This window comes from Desulfobacter sp., from assembly GCF_050177295.1.
This window is the reverse complement of sequence record NZ_JBFXHE010000039.1, coordinates 1-19,626: the sequence shown is the minus strand read 5'-3', so window position 1 is coordinate 19,626 and position 19,626 is coordinate 1. Positions and strand designations below refer to the sequence as shown.

At 48.2% G+C, this 19,626-nt stretch carries 15 protein-coding genes; 7 read left to right on the top strand and 8 right to left on the bottom strand.

The genetic code is table 11. The features are described 5' to 3' along the window. Positions 1 to 682: S1 RNA-binding domain-containing protein (locus AB7U36_RS05165; RefSeq protein ID WP_428158726.1), on the top strand; the 682-nt coding region annotated here is incomplete at its 5' end. A gap of 115 nt (positions 683 to 797) precedes the next feature. Next, the gene (gene sppA / locus AB7U36_RS05160; protein ID WP_428158725.1) at positions 798 to 1,700 is read left to right on the top strand and encodes a signal peptide peptidase SppA; all 903 of its coding nucleotides are present in this window, start codon (positions 798 to 800) and stop codon (positions 1,698 to 1,700) included. 2 nt (positions 1,701 to 1,702) lie between these two features. Here the strand turns inward: sppA and AB7U36_RS05155 are convergent, their stop codons facing one another. Further along, positions 1,703 to 2,311 (bottom strand): L-threonylcarbamoyladenylate synthase, encoded by a 609-nt coding sequence (locus tag AB7U36_RS05155; protein ID WP_428158724.1) that lies wholly within the window; start codon positions 2,309 to 2,311, stop codon positions 1,703 to 1,705. 32 nt (positions 2,312 to 2,343) lie between these two features. Continuing rightward, the gene (locus AB7U36_RS05150) at positions 2,344 to 3,426 is read right to left on the bottom strand and encodes a 6-phosphofructokinase (RefSeq protein WP_428158723.1); all 1,083 of its coding nucleotides are present in this window, start codon (positions 3,424 to 3,426) and stop codon (positions 2,344 to 2,346) included. Positions 3,427 to 3,596: 170 nt separating this feature from the next. On the opposite strand from AB7U36_RS05150, the gene AB7U36_RS05145 reads away from it, so the two are divergent. The 3 genes from AB7U36_RS05145 to dnaE all read left to right on the top strand — a co-directional run bounded on the left by AB7U36_RS05145 (position 3,597) and on the right by dnaE (position 9,926). After that, entirely contained in the window at positions 3,597 to 4,652 is a 1,056-nt protein-coding gene (locus AB7U36_RS05145) for an esterase/lipase family protein (protein WP_428158722.1), read from the top strand. Positions 4,653 to 4,907: 255 nt separating this feature from the next. Next, the gene (gene guaB, locus AB7U36_RS05140; protein ID WP_428158721.1) at positions 4,908 to 6,377 is read left to right on the top strand and encodes an IMP dehydrogenase; all 1,470 of its coding nucleotides are present in this window, start codon (positions 4,908 to 4,910) and stop codon (positions 6,375 to 6,377) included. Between the two features lie 6 nt (positions 6,378 to 6,383). Beyond that, complete coding sequence (dnaE, locus tag AB7U36_RS05135; protein ID WP_428158720.1) at positions 6,384 to 9,926, top strand: DNA polymerase III subunit alpha; 3,543 nt, start codon at positions 6,384 to 6,386, stop codon at positions 9,924 to 9,926. Here the strand turns inward: dnaE and AB7U36_RS05130 are convergent. Continuing rightward, complete coding sequence (locus AB7U36_RS05130) at positions 9,919 to 10,215, bottom strand: BON domain-containing protein (RefSeq protein WP_428158719.1); 297 nt, start codon at positions 10,213 to 10,215, stop codon at positions 9,919 to 9,921. The genes dnaE and AB7U36_RS05130 overlap by 8 nt on opposite strands. A gap of 167 nt (positions 10,216 to 10,382) precedes the next feature. Beyond that, positions 10,383 to 10,658 carry a hypothetical protein gene (locus AB7U36_RS05125; protein ID WP_428158718.1) on the bottom strand — a complete coding sequence of 92 codons (276 nt, stop codon included), beginning with the start codon at positions 10,656 to 10,658 and terminating at the stop codon, positions 10,383 to 10,385. A 128-nt stretch (positions 10,659 to 10,786) separates the two neighbouring features. Between AB7U36_RS05125 and djlA the strand changes: the two genes are divergently transcribed. Next, positions 10,787 to 11,554, top strand: a complete 768-nt coding sequence (gene djlA / locus AB7U36_RS05120; protein ID WP_428158717.1) for a co-chaperone DjlA — start codon at positions 10,787 to 10,789, stop codon at positions 11,552 to 11,554. A gap of 55 nt (positions 11,555 to 11,609) precedes the next feature. On the opposite strand, the gene mtaB is transcribed toward djlA, so the two are convergent. The 4 genes from mtaB to ppdK all read right to left on the bottom strand — a co-directional run bounded on the left by mtaB (position 11,610) and on the right by ppdK (position 17,586). Further along, positions 11,610 to 12,956, bottom strand: coding sequence for a tRNA (N(6)-L-threonylcarbamoyladenosine(37)-C(2))-methylthiotransferase MtaB (gene mtaB, locus AB7U36_RS05115; RefSeq protein ID WP_428158716.1), 1,347 nt, complete (start codon positions 12,954 to 12,956; stop codon positions 11,610 to 11,612). Between the two features lie 4 nt (positions 12,957 to 12,960). Continuing rightward, positions 12,961 to 14,010, bottom strand: coding sequence for a tRNA 2-thiouridine(34) synthase MnmA (gene mnmA, locus AB7U36_RS05110; protein ID WP_428158715.1), 1,050 nt, complete (start codon positions 14,008 to 14,010; stop codon positions 12,961 to 12,963). Continuing rightward, positions 14,010 to 14,441, bottom strand: coding sequence for an NIL domain-containing protein (locus tag AB7U36_RS05105; protein ID WP_428158727.1), 432 nt, complete (start codon positions 14,439 to 14,441; stop codon positions 14,010 to 14,012). Before AB7U36_RS05105 ends, mnmA begins: the two co-directional genes overlap by 1 nt. A gap of 424 nt (positions 14,442 to 14,865) precedes the next feature. Continuing rightward, positions 14,866 to 17,586 (bottom strand): pyruvate, phosphate dikinase, encoded by a 2,721-nt coding sequence (gene ppdK, locus AB7U36_RS05100; protein ID WP_428158714.1) that lies wholly within the window; start codon positions 17,584 to 17,586, stop codon positions 14,866 to 14,868. Positions 17,587 to 17,852: 266 nt separating this feature from the next. On the opposite strand from ppdK, the gene AB7U36_RS05095 reads away from it, so the two are divergent. Next, a partial coding sequence (locus tag AB7U36_RS05095) for an ABC-F family ATP-binding cassette domain-containing protein (RefSeq protein WP_428158713.1) occupies positions 17,853 to 19,626 on the top strand: 1,774 nt, incomplete at its 3' end.

Genomic DNA, 19,626 nt, shown 5'->3' with positions numbered 1-19,626 from the left:
CAGGATTTCTCTGGGTATCAAACAGACCGTTGAGAATCCCTGGGAAGTCATTTCCCAGAAATATCCCGTGGGCACCATCATTGAAGGAAAAATCAAAAACATTACCGAATTCGGTCTTTTTATCGGTATTGATGATGACATTGACGGCCTGGTTCACATCTCTGATATTTCATGGACCAAACGGATCAAACATCCTTCTGAAATTTACAAGAAAAACGATACCATCCAGGCGGTTGTACTTGATATTGACAAAGCCAATGAAAGATTCTCCCTGGGTATCAAGCAGACCCAGGTGGATCCCTGGGAAACAGTTGCCGAACGTTATGACGTGGGCAAGGAAATTTCCGGTGTCATCACCAATCTCACCGATTTCGGCGTGTTTGTAGAGCTTGAAGAAGGCATTGAAGGGCTGGTTCATGTATCTGAAATCAGCAAGGAAAACATCAAGAGCCCCAAAGAGCATTACCAGATCGGCGAAACCATTACTGCCAAGGTAATGAATATTAATTCCGATGAAAGACGGATCGGCCTGTCCATCAAGCGTCTGAACGAAGATGATGATGACAGCAGATACCTTGAAGAAATTGCAAAAAGTTCCAAACCTGCTGCATCCGCATTTGGAGAGATGCTGAGAAACAACATCCAGGAAAAACTGGAAGCGGAGAAAAAAGAAAACGAGTAATGCCTGTCTGACAGGCATCAGGATTGGATTTTTTAAGTTTTCAAGGCCGGACTGATCCTCTACAGGACATCCGGCCTTTATAGTTTCCAATTATAAAATTAAGGAATAAACCCGCATGTTTGCAAGACGCCATCCTTTTTTGTTTTTTCTTTGTGTTATCTGTGCCTGTTTTACCTTTGGCCTGGTTGCCGTGTCCGGTATCGCCGTTCTGGGAGCCTTTATCGTCAATAATGAGATCAGCGGTGTCATCTCTTCCTCTCCTGGCAATATCGGCGTGGTTGAGGTGACAGGGCCTATTGTCTCTTCAAAGAAAATTATTCTGGATCTTAAGGCGTTCAGGGATGATGATGCCATTAAGGCGATTGTTTTAAGGATTGACAGTCCCGGAGGCGGAATCGGGCCTTCCCAGGAAATCTACCGGGAACTGATGAAGACCCGCGCTGCAAAAACCGTGATCGCTTCCATGGGTTCTGTTGCAGCATCCGGGGGATATTATATCGCATGTGCAGCCCAGGGTATTGTCGCAAATTCCGGTACCATCACAGGATCCGTCGGCGTAATCATGGAGTATGCCAATCTTGAACAGATCGCTAAAAAGATCGGGATCGCCCCTGTGATCATAAAAAGCGGTGAATATAAGGACATGGGGTCCCCCATGCGGGAACTTAAAAGCAGTGAAAAACAGCTGTTTCAAAATCTTGTGGATGAACTCCACGCCCAGTTCGTGTCCGATGCGGCTGCTGCCAGGAATATGGAGACCGGTGTTATGGCCAAACTGGCTGACGGCAGGGTTTACACCGGGCAGACCGCCATGAAACTCAACCTTGTTGATCGTATCGGCAACATGGATGATGCGGTTCAGTGGGCCGGACAGAAGGCCGGCATTGAAGGAGAGCTGACCCCGGTTTATCCCAAAGAGGATAAAATGACACTGTTCAAAAAACTGGCTGAAATCCTGTTCCAGGATGTTAACCTTGGTGCCAGGCTTTCCGAACAGTTCAGATATTTTTTTAATTAAGTCTACTCAAAAATCTCAACCTCCCCTGCACCATACCTGATCACCTCGGGTTCATCCTCAACCAGGGAAATCACGGAAGATGGGGTGTTGGGCACAGGGCCGCCATCCAGGACCATGTGCAGCCTTGCATCGAAATAATCATGGAGCAGGGATGCATCTTCAAACACGTCTCCGTCTGGATCCGTGGCCGAGGTTGAAATAATGGGATTTCCCAGTTCCCGGGCAAGGCTTATGGCGATCTGATTGGCCGGGACCCTGATGCCAGCGGTTTTTCTTTTGGTCAGCATAATCCTGGGCACCATTTTTGATCCGGGGAGAATAAAGGTATAAGGACCCGGCAGCAAACGTTTCATGTGGCGGTAGGCCATATTGGATACCTTGGCATACAGGGCGATATCTTTCAGGTCCGGACAGATGAAGCTGAAAGGCTTGGTTTTATCCCGCTGCTTGATCAGGTATATTTGTTCAATGGCTTTTTTATTCATGATATCGCAGCCGATACCGTAAAAAGTGTCTGTGGGATAGGCAATGATACCGCCTTTCTTGAGACTGGCCACAGCCATGGATATGATTCGCGCCTGGGGTGTATGGGGATTAACATTATATAACATGGGTTGCCTCCTATAACGCGGAATATCCGATTTTAATCGCCAAAGCAGATGCCAAGGGTTCTGGCCGTCATGATCAGCTCCCCGTCAGGATCAACGCTGCGTATTCTGTTTACGGCATCTTTTAAATCTACACTTCCCATCATTCCGCTGGGCTTGAGTGCGACCATCTTACCAAAATTTTCTTTGGCTGCCATATGCACCGCCTGAACCCCGAACCGGGTGCATAACTGCCTGTCCCAGTGGGTGGGCTGGCCCCCGCGCTGGAGATGGCCAAGCACCACGCACCGGCTCTCTTTGCCGGTCTTTTCCTGAATTTCTTCGGCAATTGCATAACCAATGCCGCCAAAACGGACTTCCCTGTCTGTTTTGTCATTGTCGGACACCACCATGGTGTCGTCAAGTTTTGCGCCCTCAGCCACAATGACAATGGTGAATAATTTTCCTGTGGCTTCCCGGGACCTGATTTTTTTTTCAATGGCTGTCATGTTAAATTTTATTTCAGGAATCAGAATAACATCTGCGCCCCCGGCAAGCCCGGCATAGACGGCGATCCAGCCGGCGTACCGGCCCATGACCTCAAGCACCATGACCCGGTTATGGCTCTGGGCAGTTGAATGCAGCCGGTCAAGGGCATCCACGGCGCAGGCCACGGCCGTGTCAAATCCAAAGGTCTGCTGGGTGGCATCCAGGTCATTGTCAATGGTCTTGGGTACACCGATGACAGGCAGCCCTGATTCATGCATCTGCAGGGCTGTGGTCAGGGTGCCGTCCCCGCCGATGACCACAAGCGCTTTCAGGTCTAAGGCTTCTGAATTCTGCCGTACCTGGGCCATAAGATCCTCTGGGATTTTTCGGGTTTCACCCTGGCCGGTTTTTGATGAAAATCTGCCGGAATTTGCAGTGCCCAGAATGGTGCCGCCGCGAATAAGAAGCCCGTCCATATCCTGGATGGTGAGCGGGTCTGCCTGAACCGGTGTTAAAAGCCCGTCAAAACCGCCCCGGATGCCTATGGTCGTAAACCCCTGTATGTCACCGGCTTTTACAATGGCCCGGATCACTGCATTCAGTCCGGGACAGTCTCCTCCCCCTGTTACTACGCCAATTTTTTTTCCCATCTCTTAATCCTTGCAAATGCTCATATAGCCCATATAGCCCATATCTGATATAGTCCTATGATTGAATTTATCGAATTTGCCTCACGGTGCTATATCAGATAATTAGTAATGAAACAAATAAATTAGATTTAATCATTAGATTAAATAAAATTGATAAGGTTACTTGTGACTTGAAATCTGTAAACTTTAAAAAGAAATTAACACGCCTTTTTTTTGTTCTGCTTGGGGTCACGCTTGTGTACCAGACAGGCCGGACTTTTTTTTTAAAACAGGAGTGGCAGGCCAGAAATTGTGCATATGAGATGGTCAAACTGCTGTTTCCCGACGCCTGGGACAGGGCATGTGATCAGTACGGGCTGTTTTGTTTTAACGGGTCTGAAAAACCCATGCAAAAATGTACTGGTGTTGTGGAATCCGGCAGTATTATTCTTATTCACGGTCTTGATGAACCCGGCTTGATCTTTGAACCGCTTGCGTTGGCCCTTCACCGGAAAGGGTATCTGGTGCTGTTTTTCTTCTACCCGGATGATCAGAGGATTGATGCCTCATCACGACTGTTATTCAATAATTTGTCATCCTTATCCCTTGCAGGCCCTGTTGTGCTTGTGGGACACAGCATGGGCGGACTTGTGGCAAGGCATATGCTGGTTGATCCCGTCATTGATTATGCCGGGGCCAGGGCCAGGACCAAGGTCCCTGAAATCAGTGATTTGATCATGGTTGGAACCCCGAACCACGGGGCGTTCCTTTCAAGATTCAGGCTTTTCATGGAGATACGGGAACAATGCCTGCTTGCCTCTGATCACCGGTGGCACAGGCTTTCTGGGTTTATTGACGGAACCGGAGCTGCCGGCATTGATCTGCTGCCGCAATCCGAGTTTATGAGACATCTGAACAGTCTGCCTTATCCTGGAGACGTACATTGTCATATGATCGCAGGACATATCTTTCCTTTTCCGGTGAACATGCCTGAGCAATTTCAGATGACCGGTAACCAGACCCTTGAAGGTTTACTGTTATCAGAAAAAAATTATTTTCTGTCAGTGCTGGGCAAGGCAGGCCTTTTGATCGGAGACGGTCTTGTTTCCATAAATTCCTCCGTTCCTTTTAATGTGCCTGTCACCCTTGTGAAAGGAAACCATAAAACCATGCTTGCTAACTGTTTTTCCGGCAGTTCCCGGATTCCCCCTGCCATTCCTGTGATACTGGATATTCTGGAACTATAATCCGGGGAGCTTTCTAAACTTTTCATTTTTTAATTTAACAGACCAAAGGGCCTAAAATCAGTTGTTTGGCGGTTAGAATGAAATCACCGTGTATTTCCCGGGGAATGACCTTGTAAAAGGTTCATAATTTTGGTAAAAGGGCATGTTTATATACTGTACTTTTAATCATTATTGGCCAGCCCTTTCACCTTTTTAACGTGACGGCTGGCCTTTAAAGTATAAATAAACACCTTTCCTTTCTGGAGGATTCTCATTATGTCCAATATATTACCAGAGCAAGGGCTCTCTTTTGATGATGTGCTCCTGCTTCCCGATTATTCAGCCATCCTGCCTGACCAGGTGTCCACGCGCACCCGTCTGACCAAGGAACTTGAACTCAGCATTCCCATTGTCAGTGCGGCCATGGATACGGTGACCGAATCGGATACCGCCATCAGCATGGCCCGGGCCGGAGGCCTGGGATTTATCCACAGAAACTTGAGTATTGCCGAGCAGGTGGTTGAAGTGGACCGGGTTAAAAAAAGTGAAAGCGGCATGATTGTTGACCCTGTGACAGTTCATCCCGATGCCACCATTTCCGATGTGCTGGGAATCATGGCCAAATACCGGATTTCAGGTATCCCTGTTGTGGAAGACGATAAGCTGGTTGGCATTGTGACCAACAGGGATCTTCGTTTTGAAACCCAGCTGGAGAAACCGGCCAGGGAAGTGATGACCAGTGAAAACCTGGTGACAGTGCCTGAAAAATGCACCCTGGAAGAATCTAAAAGCATGTTGCATAAACACAGGATTGAAAAACTTTTGGTGGTGGATCCCCAGGGTAAACTAAAAGGACTGATCACCATCAAGGATATTGAAAAGATAAGAAAATATCCCAATGCCTGCAAAGATTCTTTGGGACGCCTGAGAGCCGGTGCCGCCATTGGTGTGGGTTCCGATATGATGGAGCGGGTGGAAGCCCTTCTGGCTGCCGGAGCCGATGCCCTGGTCATTGATACCTCCCATGGCCATTCCCAAAATGTGATCAGTGCGATTCAACGTATCAAGGCGGCGTTTCCCGCCTGCCAGCTCATTGCCGGCAATGTGGCCACCGAGGCCGGGGCAAAAGCGTTGATTGACGCAGGTGTTGATGCCGTTAAAATCGGTATTGGTCCGGGTTCCATATGCACCACCCGTATTGTTGCAGGTGTTGGTGTGCCCCAGCTCACTGCTGTGATGAACTGTGCCGATATCTCAAAAAAAACCGGCGTTCCCCTGATTGCCGACGGCGGGATCAAATTTTCCGGAGATGTCTCCAAAGCCCTGGGGGCCGGTGCCCATTCCGTTATGCTGGGCAGCCTTCTGGCCGGCACCAAAGAAAGCCCCGGCGAAATCGTCATCTACCAGGGCCGCTCATATAAAGCCTACCGCGGCATGGGGTCTGTGGAAGCCATGAAAAAGGGCAGTTCCGACAGATATTATCAGAAAGATACCGGTAAAAATGAAGAATTGGTTCCAGAGGGCATTGTGGGCCGGATTCCCTACCGGGGAACCATCCGCGAGAATATTGTCCAGATGATTGGCGGGCTTAAGGCCGGCATGGGATATCTTGGGGCCGCTACCATTAGCGACCTGCACCAGAAGGCAAAATTTGTCCGGATCACTGCGGCCGGATTAAAGGAAAGCCATGTCCATGACGTTGTCATCACCAAGGAAGCACCCAACTACAGAGTGGAAAGCAATTAAATGCCCATGACTGGTAATCAGATCGATAATCAGGATATACCGTTTTATCATCTGCATCTTCACACCGAGTACTCCCTGCTTGACGGGGCCATCCGGCTAAACGACCTGATGAAAAGATGTACGGAATATGGCATGGATGCCGTGTCAATTACAGACCACGGCACCATGTTCGGTGTGGCTGAGTTTTATGAAAAAGCCCACAAAGCAGGCATTAAACCCATAATAGGCTGCGAAGTCTATGTCGCGCCCAGAACCTTAAATGACAGGACCCAGCTGGATCGAAAAGGGTTAAGCCATCTGGTGCTTTTAGCCAAGGACAGGGAGGGATACACCAACCTTTGCAAACTGGTGTCCGTGGCCCAGCTCAAGGGCTTTTATTTTAAGCCCAGAATCGACAAAGCACTGCTGGCCGAATATGCCAAGGGCCTTGTGGGGCTTTCCGCCTGCCTGAAAGGGGATATTCCCCAGGCCATTCTGGCAGGGGACCAGGCAAAAGCAGATGATTTGGCACGATTTTATCTTGATACCCTGGGAGAGGGGAATTTTTTCCTTGAAGTTCAGGAAAACGGAATGAATATCCAGCGCCGTTTAAATAACGGCCTGCTTGACATGAGCAAGCGTCTTTCCATTCCCATGGTGGCCACTAATGACTGCCATTACCTGTCCAATGGCGATGCCAAAGCCCATGAAATCCTTTTATGCATCCAGACCGGCGATACCTTTGACAATGCCGACCGGTTTAAATTTGATTCGGACCAGCTATATTTTAAATCCGGACAGGAGATGGCCGATTCCCTTGGCCATTTTCCCGGTGCCATTGCCAATACAAAGCTGATCGCAGATATGTGCCAGGTTGATTTCGGCAAGAAGACCTATCATTTTCCCCGGTATGACCTTGGCGATGGACTGTCCGAGGACGAACTGTTTAAAAAGCTTGCCATGTCAGGGTTTGAAGAACGCCTTGCCAGAATCAAGGAAAAGCGTCCCGACATTGATGAACAGGTCTACAGGGACCGGATTAAGTACGAGATTGACATTATTCTTAAAATGGGCTTTCCCGGCTATTTTCTCATTGTGGCCGACTTTATCAGTCATGCACGGAAAATCGGGGTGCCGGTGGGGCCGGGGAGGGGGTCTGCGGCCGGTTCCATGGTGGCCTATGCCATGGGGATTACAGCCCTTGATCCCATTGAGCATGGGCTGATTTTTGAACGGTTTTTAAACCCGGCCCGTATCTCTATGCCTGATATTGACGTGGATTTCTGCATTGAGGGTAGGGAACATGTTTATGATTATACGGTTCAGCGTTACGGCGGACCCGAATATGTGTGTCAGATCATCACCTTTGGAAAGCTCAAAGCCAAGGCTGTGATCCGGGATGTGGGAAGGGCCTTGGGCGTTCCCCTTTCCGAAGTGGATGAAGTCGCCAAAATGATACCTGACACGGCCAAAAATTTAAAAAAGGCATTGGAAGAGGTGCCGACCATCCGGGATAAATGCAACGAAACCGACGTCAAAGCCCAGATGCTGGACGTTGCCATGCTGCTCGAAGGCTTGCCCCGGCATGCATCCACCCATGCCGCAGGGGTTGTGGTTTCCGACAAACCACTGTGCGAATATCTGCCGCTGTTCAAGGGAAAAGACGGTGAAACCATAACCCAGTTTGACATGAACTACACTGAAAAACAGGGTCTGGTAAAATTTGATTTCCTTGGGCTTCGCAACCTGACCGTTATTAAAAACTGTCTTGCCTTGATCGAAAAACAGGGCAAGACCGCGCCGGATCTGCTTCACCTTGATTATTCAGATCAAAAGACCTTTGAACTTTTGCAGAATTCCGATACCACCGGGGTATTCCAGCTTGAAAGTTCGGGTATGAAGGAGCTGATCTCCCGGCTGAAACCGGCCAGTTTTTCAGATATTGTGGCCCTTGTGGCCCTTTACCGGCCAGGCCCTTTGGATTCGGGTATGGCGGATAACTATGTGGAACGAAAGCATGGCCGGGAACCTGTGGTATATCTGTTTCCCGAATTGGAGCCTGTGCTTGAAGAGACCTACGGGGTCATCCTGTACCAGGAGCAGGTCATGAAGATAGCCGGGGTCATTGCCAATTACAGTATGGCCCAGGCAGACGGGCTTCGAAAGGCCATGGGAAAAAAGATTGCCGCCATGATGGAGGAGCACCGGACCCTTTTTATGAAGGGGGCCCGGGAAAACGGCCATGATCCCCAGAAGGCTGAAGAGCTTTTTAACCTCATGGAGAAATTCGGCGGCTATGGTTTTAACAAGTCCCATTCAGCCGCCTACGCCCTGATTGCCTTTCAGACAGCATTTCTTAAAGCCCATTTCCCCGTCGAATTCATCGCGGCCCTGATGACGTCCGAACGCAGCAACTCCGATGCGGTGCTCAAATACATGGATGAATGCAAAGCCCATAACATCAAGGTACTGCCCCCGGATGTCAACCAGAGCGACGCTTTTTTCAATGTGGATAATGAGTGTATCCGTTTTGGCCTTGCTGCCATTAAAGGTGTGGGAGAGGCTGCCATTGAATCTATTGTGGAAAACTGTGAAAAGGATGGAGTGTATACCAGCCTTTATAATTTCTGCGAACGGGTGAACCTGAGCAAGGCCAATAAAAAAGTGCTTGAAGGCCTGATTAAATGCGGGGCGTTTGACTCCACCGGGAACAAACGCGCCCAGATGATGGCCGTGCTTGAGGATGCCCTGGACCATGGATCCAGAATCCAGAAGGAAAAGGCCGATGCCCAGATGGATCTGTTTGCCGATTCAGGTGTAGGTATTTGCCTTCCCTCCAGTATTCCGAAAATGCCTGACATGGACGAGTGGGAAGGCAAGGTTTTGCTGGAGCTGGAAAAAGAAGCGTTGGGGTTTTACATCACCGGACACCCCATGGATGATTACGCGGATATCATACGCAAATTTGCCAGTGTTAACACGGTTACCCTTCAAGATGTTGAAAATGAAAAGATGGTCCGCATCGGCGGGAACCTGAAGGTCCAGAAAATTCACACGACCAAAAAAGGGGACTTGATGGCCTTCTGTAACATTGAGGACCAGTATTCAACCGTGGAACTGATTGTATTTCCAGATCTTTATGCCATGACCCATACGTTTTTGTCCCAGGAGCAGGTTGTCATTGTTGAGGCGCAAGTCCAGAAAAAAGAGAATGCGGTCAAGCTGGTGGGTGAAGAAATTGTGCCTGCAACCCAGGCCGAAACCCTTTGGGCTGCCGGTATTGTCATGCAGGTGGATGCGCAGCTTCATGGACCTGATGTGTTTGATCAGCTCAAACCCGTGATCGAACGGTATCCTGGCAATTGTGTATCCTTGTTCAACATTCACATTGATTCGGAACATCCCGATGTGATGGTCAAGTTATCAGATGAGTATAAGTCCGATGCCTGTCCCGGCTTTTTTCAGGAGATTGAAACCATCCTTGGCCCCGGCACCATTGAAACCAGATGCGCCCCTGTCAAAGACAAGGTGAAAAAGAAAAAACACTGGCCCGGAAAACAAGTCACCTGATGTCCGGATTTACAAATACAGTGCCTGGGTTTTCGATTTGCAGTCGGCTTACCACACGGACCACGCCGTCAATACTTTTGACCAGATCCTGGGCCATGCGGTGCTGGTATGTATCGGCTACCCAGCCATCCAGATAGACTACCCCATGGAGAACCTTTACGTGGATACCCGTATCATTCACCATGTCATCGGACATGAATTTGGATTTTATCCTGGCCATGAGCACTGTATCACTGACAAAGGCGATGGGTGACCGGGCCCTTTGTTTTGTGTCGGATTGATAGTACACCGGTGGTCCGGTATCCGTATTTTGGGAAGCACAGCCGGGGGACAAGATACAAGGAACTAGAAACAAGATACAGGAAACAAGAGGGATAAGCGCCTGGGGCGCCCATTTAGCCCTACATGTTGGTGTCTTTAGTTTCATTGTTTATTGTGGGCTCCCGGCCCATGTGGTTATTCAAAATCGTCCAGATCAAGGTTGTCAAGATCGGAAAGGTCCATATCCTTTAGCAGATCATCTTCATCAGGAATGCTGTTTTCGTCAATCACAACAGGTTGTCTCGCATTGTGGCCTGCAGTGATTCCGGTTCTTGCAACAGTGTTGAATTCCTCTTGTTCATCCTTGTCGTGATCTTTAAAAAATCCTGTAATTCCAATAAAAAACAGGTACCCCAGGCCAGCCATATTCAGAAGGATGAGAATTGTTCCCACGATGTTTTTAATCAGCACGCTTTGCTTTTTCCCGTTAATATTTGACGATGGGGACTTAAGTGTTTATATATAATATTTAATTTTGTGGCAAGAATAAACCTAAATAGTGCAAGAAAAATGATGCAGGAAAATTTAAAGGTTTTTGTATGAGTTGGCTTGGAAAAATGATAGGCGGCACCATAGGACTGGCCCTGGGCGGTCCTCTGGGTGCTGTGGCAGGGGCTGCATTCGGCCACGCTTTTGTGGACAGAAGAGAGGATGAATATTTACGTTCCATTCCGGGCAGCAAGCGGCCGGGTCTGTCTTCCAACGAAGAGGCCCAGCTTGTTTTCTTTACTGCTGCCTTTTCCATGCTGGCTAAAATCAGCAAAGCAGACGGCCGGATCAGTGAAGAGGAGATAAAAGCAGTGGAACGCTTTATGGTTAATGACCTTCAACTTGATGAAGCAAGCCGTGAGACTGCCAAAGATATTTTCAGAAATGCCGTGACCTCTTCCCAGACCTTTGAGGCCTTTGCCCGGCAATTTTATTCGGTGTTTAAATACCAGGCCAATATCATTGAGTTGATGATGGATGTGCTGCTCAGGGTCTCTTCGGCTGACGGCAATGTCTCTGATATCGAGGAACAGATGCTGTTGTCAGCTTCACGGATTTTCAGATTTTCCCAGTCAGATTATAACCGGTTTAAATCCAGGTATGTGAAAAAATCTGATCCCTATTATGCTGTCCTTCAATGCGATGAAAATACGAGCAATGAGGAGATAAAAAAGAAATACCGGACCCTGGTCCAGGAGTATCACCCGGATAAAATCCAGGCCAAGGGACTGCCCGGTGAATTTGTTAAGTTTGCCACGGATAAATTCACCGAAATCCAAAACGCTTACGAGCACATCAGAAAACACAGAGGATTTTGATTTTTATCCGGCCCACACAACAAGGTCTCTGTCATAAGTTTAAGCATTGAGTATTTTATACTATCCGGCCAAGAAGGCAGTTGCCCCTGCCGCATTGATCATATTTAATATTAACGATTTTTCCTTTAAGGCTGTCCGGATTGCCATCGGCATCTGTTTCATTTTTAATAAGGATGGTCAGGTAGTTGGTGGTAACCGCCTTAAGCATCCCTGTGCGCCGGTCCCTTTGATTCTGGATCAGCCCCTTCAGTATCCGACCCTGGTTTGACTTGATAAAGGCAGCATGTTTCTGCTCGCCAAGCTCGCGCATCAGCGCAGCTCTTTTTTTTGCCGTATCCGACGGCACCTTTGGGGTGAAGTGCCATGCAGGGGTCCCTTTTCTTGGTGAATAGGGGAATACATGAAGGTAGGATACGGGCAGCGTCGCCACAAGCCTGTATGTGTTTTCAAACGCCTTGCCGGTTTCACCGGGAAAGCCCATGATCACATCAAGGCCAATACCGGCATGGGGCAGGGTATCATGGATGCTAAGAATGATGTCTGAAAACTGTTCAATGGTGTAAGGCCGCTTCATACGGGATAGCACCCCATTGTCTCCTGACTGGAGAGGGATGTGGAAATGATCGCATAAAATATGGCCGGGACGCGCCATATGAATGAGATCAGCCGTTATTTCGTTGGGCTCAATGGAGGAGATCCTTATCTGGTCCACCGGACGGTTTTCATCAAGGGTTTTCACAAGCTGTGTCAACGAGGTTTCAGGCTTTAAATCAAGGCCATACAGCCCTGTGTGAATGCCTGTAAGAATTACCTCTTTGAATCCCTGCCTGTTTAAGCCTGAAACATGGGTCATGACCCGGTCAAAAGGCATGGATACGGATGTCCCCCTGGCATAGGGGATAATGCAATAGGTGCAGAACTGATTGCACCCGTCCTGGATTTTCAGATAGGCCCGGGTCATTTTACCGGATACGGACCGGTCAGATTCTGCAAATTCCACAAAGCGGGCTCTTTTGCTGCATTCAGGTTTTCTGAATTCAAACAAATTTTTTTCAGGCGGTTCCCGGGTGAGATATGCGGGGATCAGATTTTTATCCTGGTGGCAGGCAATAAGATCCACCCCGCAAATTTTTTTGAACTGTTCCGGATCTGTCTGTGCATGACACCCAGTGACAATCACTGTTGCACCGGGATGCTCACGGATCAGTTTTCTGGTTTCCTGGCGGGACTGCATGCCGGCCTTGGCGGTTACTGCACAGGTGTTGACAATACAGATATCAGCGGGGTGGCCCTTACCCGCCCTTGAAAATCCATGGGCTTCAAGCTGGGCGGCAATGCCGTCTGATTCATATTGATTGACTTTACAGCCAAGGCTTTCAATATAAAATGTTTTTTTCGTCATTGGATTATTGAGCAATCAAACCTGCACCTATTACACGGTTTCCGTGATAAAATACTGCTGCCTGCCCGGGCGTTACGGCATTTTGGGGCGTGTCAAATGTTACAATGCCACGTGCTTGCTCCCAGTCAAGTCCGGCAGGAGCTGCTTTGTGCCCATACCGGATCTGAACGGTCAGATTCCTGATTTCGTTTTTTTCAGGGTAATTCCAGATCATCTGTTCAACTTTCATCTGTTTTTGGGATAGATCTGATTTAAAGCACACATGGAGGGTATTGGTGTTCATATCAATTTTTTTTACATAATAGGGTGCAGGACCCGGAATATTGATACCCCTGCGCTGGCCAACAGTAAATTTGTGAAGCCCCTGATGATCGCCCACGATCCTGCTCTGGCTGTCAACTACCGGTCCGGGTCTGGGGGAAATTTTGGCTTTGGCGCTAATGAACGCCCCGTGATTTTTATCCGGCAAAAAGCAGATGTCCTGGCTTTCAACCGGCACAACCGGTATAAGGTTGTGAATCCCTGCAAATTTCCGAACCTGGCTTTTGGTAAGACCGGCCAAGGGAAACACCAATCTGTCTAAAATGTCATGGGAAAGCATGGATAGAAAATAGGACTGGTCTTTATTGAGGTCAAAACCCCTTTCAAGCCATGCCTGTCCAATCTCTTCCCTGCCAGAGGTGTACCTGTTGACCACCGTTGCATAATGGCCGGTTGCCATCAGATCCGCCCCAAGCTTCAATGCATGGTCAAACAATGCTTTGAATTTTATCTGCATGTTGCAGACAAGGCATGGATTAGGTGTTTTTCCGGCCATGTAGGTTGACACAAAATAATCAACCACCCTGGTTTGAAAGTCCTTAGATAAGTCTATGGTGTGCACGGGAAACCCTAAAACAGATGCCAGGACAGATACGTCCTGCATACCCTTTTCATATCCGGTGGTGAAATGAATGCCGAAAACCTTTTTAAACCGCTGTTTGATAAGAAATCCTGCTGCCAGGGAGTCTATTCCGCCGCTCAGGGCCACGGCTACAACCGGTGAATCAGACATCAGACGGTTTCTTTTAAATCCTCACTGAACAGACCCATGGCCCGGGTGGGGCAGGTCAGAAGACAGCGCTCACACAGGCTGCATTTTTCCCGGTCAAATATCACTTCCATTTCAGGTCGTTTGATGTACAGGGCACCCGTGGGACAGACAGCCGTACATGCGCCGCAATGTGTGCATATCTCTTCGTCCTTGTAAATTTTATGTTCGGGGGTGGATACACTGACCCCCTGTTCTTTTAAATACGTGATCCCCTTGTTAAACGCAGATCTCCCGGCAGATGAAATTTCAAGCACCATATGCCCCTCACTTCTTGAAGATATTCGAGCCTTTAGGATATTAAACATCAGGTCATATTTTTTGACCAGCTGGCAGACAATGGGCCTTTGGGCCGATTGGGGGGGGAAATCTAAAATTACAATTTTTGAGTACAACGCGGTAACCTCCATATCTTTTGTTAGGTCGCAACGGTCGGGCAATCAGAACGTTAAATTCGTACACCCCGGGGCGGAACCGAATCTATCATCATATACCATTCATTGCGGTCATATCAATCTTTTACCGAATCCTAAATCCTTAAAATGCGCAATTATGTGAAAAATTTCTTGTTAATTAATTGTATTTTCATATAACCCCATGTCCTAGCGGACACAACGAAGCATGAAACATTTGCAAAATTTGAAAAAAAGCATATCTCCTGTTTGGAGATGAAGTCTCCTTTCCTCATTATTGAGAATTAAAATCAACTGAGATTCTCGGGCACTGGGGAATTTAAATTGAATTGGTTACACGAGATTGTTTGAAGAACAAACCTGGTTACTTGGTGTAACCAGGTTTGTGGTGTCCAGAATCGTTTTTCTATCGGCAGTCAGAATACATAATGGCAGCCTGGGCCGCAGCCAGCCGGGCAATGGGTACCCGGTAGGGTGAACACGATACATAGTTCAGTCCTGCTTTATGGCAGAATATGACGGATTCGGGGTCCCCGCCATGTTCTCCGCAGATGCCCAGCTTGATTTCAGGCCGGGTCCTGCGCCCGCGTTCCACCGCCGTTGTAACCAGGCCTCCCACAGCTTCCTGGTCCAGGGTCTCAAAGGGATCAAAGCTAAGGATGGCATTGTCAATGTAGTCGTTCATGAAAGAGCCGATATCGTCCCTTGAAAATCCAAAGGTCATCTGGGTTAAGTCATTGGTTCCAAAGGAGAAAAACTGTGCATATTCTGCCATTTTATCTGCAATCAATGCCGCTCTTGGGATTTCAATCATGGTGCCGTACAGATAGGGCAGGGCTTCTATTTCATAGGTTTTAAGAGCCTGATCATGGCACTGGGTAACGATATCCCGGACAAATGCCAGCTCTTTTTCGTTGCAGGTCACGGGCACCATGATTTCAGGCATGGGATTTTTACCTGCTTTGATCAGTTCTGCACAGGCCTCAAATATGGCCTTTACCTGCATATGGGAGATTTCAGGGTAGGTGATGCCAAGTCTTACACCCCTGTGCCCGATCATGGGGTTGGATTCTAAAAGCTGCTCGCTACGCTTGAACACCTCTTCGATGTCAATGTGCAGGGCATCGGCAATCTCCTGTTGATTTTCCCGTGACTGGGGAACAAATTCATGCAGGGGCGGATCCAGCAGGCGGATGGTCACGGGCAGATTGTCCATGACCTGCAGGGTGGCCTTGATCTCCTCCTTGACAAAGGGGAACAATTCTTCAAGGGCGATTTCTCTCTCTTCATGGGTCTTGCTTAAAATCATTTTGCGCAAAAGGAAAAGAGCTTTATCCGAATCCGCACCATAGAACATGTGTTCTGTTCTGAAAAGCCCGATACCCTGGGCGCCAAAATCAAGGGCTGTCATGGCATCTGCCGGGGTGTCCGCATTGGTGCGGACCTGCATGGCCCGGTATTTATCCGCAATGCTCATGAATGCTTTGAATCTGACATTCTCCGATGCGTCCTTCATTTTGAGCTGGCCTTGGTATACCATACCCCTGGTGCCGTTAAGGGTGAAGATATCTCCTTCCTTGAACACCCGGGTTCCCACACGCAGTTCTTTGGTTTCAACATTGATTTTAAGGGCTCCGGCACCAACAATACAGCATTTGCCCCATCCCCTGGCCACCAGGGCTGCATGGGAGGTCATGCCGCCCCTTGCCGTGAGAACGGCCGCCGCCGCCCGCATACCTTCAATATCTTCGGGATTGGTCTCTTCACGGACTAAAATGACATTTTTATCTGACTTGGCCCATTGAACCGCATCTTCGGCCGTGAACACAATCTGTCCCCATGCACCGCCAGGCCCTGCAGGCAGACCTTCTGCAACTTTTACCGCTGTTTTTTCCGCATTCGGATCCACAATGGGGTGGAGCATGTCATCCAGAATTTTAGGATCAAGGCGGCATACCATGGTTTTTTCATCAATGGTGCCTTCTTCAAGCATGTCCATGGCCATGTTCAGGGCCGCTGTCGCGGTGCGTTTACCCACCCGGCACTGGAGCATGTAAAGCCTGCCTTCCTGGATGGTGAATTCAATGTCCTGCATGTCCTTGTAATGGGCTTCTAAAAGATTTCTGATATCAAACAACTGCGTGTAAAGCTGGGGCATGGATTCTTCCAGGGAGGGCAGATGTTTATTCTGGGAATTCTTGGTGTCGATGTTCAAAGGATTGGGGGTTCTGGTGCCTGCCACCACATCCTCGCCCTGGGCATTGACCAGCCATTCTCCATAGAATTTATTGTCCCCTGTGGCCGGATCCCTGGTAAAGGCAACGCCTGTGGCAGAGGTATCGCCCATATTACCGAAAACCATGGTCTGGACATTAACGGCCGTGCCCCAGGTGTCCGGGATATGTTCAATGCGGCGGTAGGATACTGCCCGTTTGCCGTTCCAGCTTTTAAATACAGCGCCGATGGCCCCCATGAGCTGATCTTTGGGGTTATCGGGAAAATCGGCCTTTAAGTCTTCCTTTATTTTTTTCTTAAACCGTTCGCAAAGGGCCTTTAAATCTTCGGTTGAAATATCCGTGTCATTATTATAGCCCTTGTCGTTTTTCAGGTTGTTCATCATCATTTCAAGATTCAGGCGGATACCCATGCCATCCTTGGGACGGAGCTGTTCTGCTTTTTCCATGACCACATCTGAATACATCATGATCAGCCGGCGGTAGGCATCATAAACAAACCATTCATTATTGGTTTTTTTGATCAATCCCGGGATCGTGGCCGTACACAGGCCGACATTTAATATGGTCTCCATCATTCCAGGCATTGAGCTTCTTGCACCTGACCGGCAGGATACCAGCAATGGATTTCCCGGGTCACCGAAAACCATGCCTGCCTGGGATTCAATATTGGCCAGGGCGTTGAGAATTTCTTCTTCAAGGGTATCAGGAAAACGTCCGTTTAAATCAAAATAATGATTGCAGCATTCCGTTGATATGGTGAAGCCAGGCGGAACAGGCAGTTTCAGCTTTGCCATTTCTGCAAGGTTGGCGCCTTTCCCGCCCAAAAGATTTTTCTGACTTGCATCCCCCTCTGTTTTATTAGGGCCGAATTCATAGATGTATTTGGTCATTTTAAATCACCGCTTTTATGGTTTCAGTCTCAATGGTTAAAGACATGTTGATATTCAGCTTGTTCAAGCCGTGGAATCAGCCGGTATTCGATTTTTTAATAAAAAGCCTGCCAAATGTTAACCCCTACTATTAAAACTTTGTAAAAATCAAGTCAAATAAAATGTTTATAAATCAGTGCTTCGATGATAATATTGCTGTTTTTTAAAATGATGTGTGTTGGAACTTTATCGCCGCTTGGCAGGGGCAACAGGAGGACAAAGGAAAAATGCTGAATATAGAATCCATAACTAAAGGATTCGCAGATCAGGTACTGCTTGACAATACCGGCATGCAGATCAATTCCGGTGAACGGGTGGGCCTGGTGGGAAGAAACGGCCATGGTAAAACCACGCTTTTAAATATAATCGCAGGCCTAGATCACCCCGATGAAGGGCGCGTTATTATACCCAGCGGATATCGGATCGGCGTGCTTTCCCAGCATATAAAATTCAGCAAAGCCACGGTTCTTGAAGAGGCCATGCTTGGCCTGCCTGATCATGAGCGTGACCATTTCTGGAAAGCTGAAAAAATCCTGTCAGGTCTGGGGTTTTCCGAACAGGATATGCAAAAGGACCCCATGGCGTTTTCCGGTGGCTTTCAGGTGCGTTTAAACCTTGCCAAGGTATTGGTGTCCGAACCGGATCTTTTAATCCTTGACGAGCCCACCAACTATCTGGATATTACATCTATCCGATGGATTACAGGGTTTCTTGTCTCCTGGCCAAGGGAGATGCTTCTGGTTACCCATGACCGTGGATTCATGGATAATGTGGTCACCCATGTCGTGGGGATTCACCGTCGCAAGATGAAAAAAATACCCGGAGACACCGCCAAATATTATCTTCAGGTGGCCCAGGATGAAGAGATATATGAAAAAACCCGGGTAAATGAGGGGAAGCGCAAAAAAGAGATTGAGCTGTTCATCTCCCGGTTCAGGGCCAAGGCAAGGCTGGCCAACATGGTGCAGTCCAGGATCAAGACGTTGGCCAAGCTTGAAACAAAAGACAAACTAGCAGAACTTAAAAATCTGGATTTTTCCTTTAACTACCTGCCTTTTGCCGGCAAACAGGTGCTGACTGCCGAAAACTTGAGTTTTGGGTACGAAAAAGACAACCCTTTGATTAAAAATTTTTCCTTGACTGTGTACCCCGGTGACCGTGTGGCCGTGATCGGCAAAAACGGCAAAGGAAAAACCACGTTGCTTAAACTGATCAGCCAGAATATGGCTCCGGATGCAGGATGGGTGAAACCCAATCCGGGAATAGAGACCGGATATTTTGAGCAGACCAATATCCAGACCTTAAATCCCCAGTTCACTGTGGAAGAAGAAATCTTACATGCCTATCCTGAAACGGACCGCCAGGCCGCCAGAAACATCTGCGGTGCCATGATGTTTGAACAGGATGCGGCCCTGAAAAAGGTCAGTGTGCTGTCCGGCGGAGAAAAAGCCCGGGTCATGCTGGGCAAACTTCTGATCCGGCCTTTGAATCTTCTGCTTTTGGATGAGCCGTCAAACCATCTTGACATTGAAGCCAGTGATGCCTTTGTGGCGGCCTTAAATGCGTTTGAAGGTGCCGTGGTTCTTGTTACCCATAATGAGATGTTTTTGTATGCCCTGGCTAACCGCCTGGTGATATTTACGTCCAGCGGCATTGACATATTTGAAGGTTCCTATCAGGAATTTCTTGAAAAACAGGGATGGGAGGATGAAGAACTGATTCCTGTCAAGAAAAAAAAAAGCGCGCCGCTTGCCAAAAAAGAACTGCGCAAGAAAAAGTCAGAGATTGTGGCCGAAAGGTCTAAGCAGCTGACACCCTTAAATAAAAGAATCAGCAAACTTGAAAATGAGATAGAGGCAAAGGAAACCAAGATGGCCCGGGTGAACAAAGAACTGCTTGACGCGTCCCAGGATCAGGACGGATTAAAAATTGCCACTTTATCCAAAGAACATGCTAAGCTGGAATCGGACATTGAAACCCTGTTTGACGCCTTTGCGGAAA

Coding starts and splice junctions, on each gene's coding strand:
- guaB (WP_428158721.1), top strand. CDS start 4,908: ATGTCCAATATATTACCAGAGCAAGGGCTCTCTTTTGATGATGTGCTC.
- AB7U36_RS05150 (WP_428158723.1), bottom strand. CDS start 3,426: ATGGGAAAAAAAATTGGCGTAGTAACAGGGGGAGGAGACTGTCCCGGA.
- dnaE (WP_428158720.1), top strand. CDS start 6,384: ATGACTGGTAATCAGATCGATAATCAGGATATACCGTTTTATCATCTG.
- sppA (WP_428158725.1), top strand. CDS start 798: ATGTTTGCAAGACGCCATCCTTTTTTGTTTTTTCTTTGTGTTATCTGT.
- mnmA (WP_428158715.1), bottom strand. CDS start 14,010: ATGTCTGATTCACCGGTTGTAGCCGTGGCCCTGAGCGGCGGAATAGAC.
- AB7U36_RS05155 (WP_428158724.1), bottom strand. CDS start 2,311: ATGTTATATAATGTTAATCCCCATACACCCCAGGCGCGAATCATATCC.
- djlA (WP_428158717.1), top strand. CDS start 10,787: ATGAGTTGGCTTGGAAAAATGATAGGCGGCACCATAGGACTGGCCCTG.
- mtaB (WP_428158716.1), bottom strand. CDS start 12,956: ATGACGAAAAAAACATTTTATATTGAAAGCCTTGGCTGTAAAGTCAAT.
- ppdK (WP_428158714.1), bottom strand. CDS start 17,586: ATGACCAAATACATCTATGAATTCGGCCCTAATAAAACAGAGGGGGAT.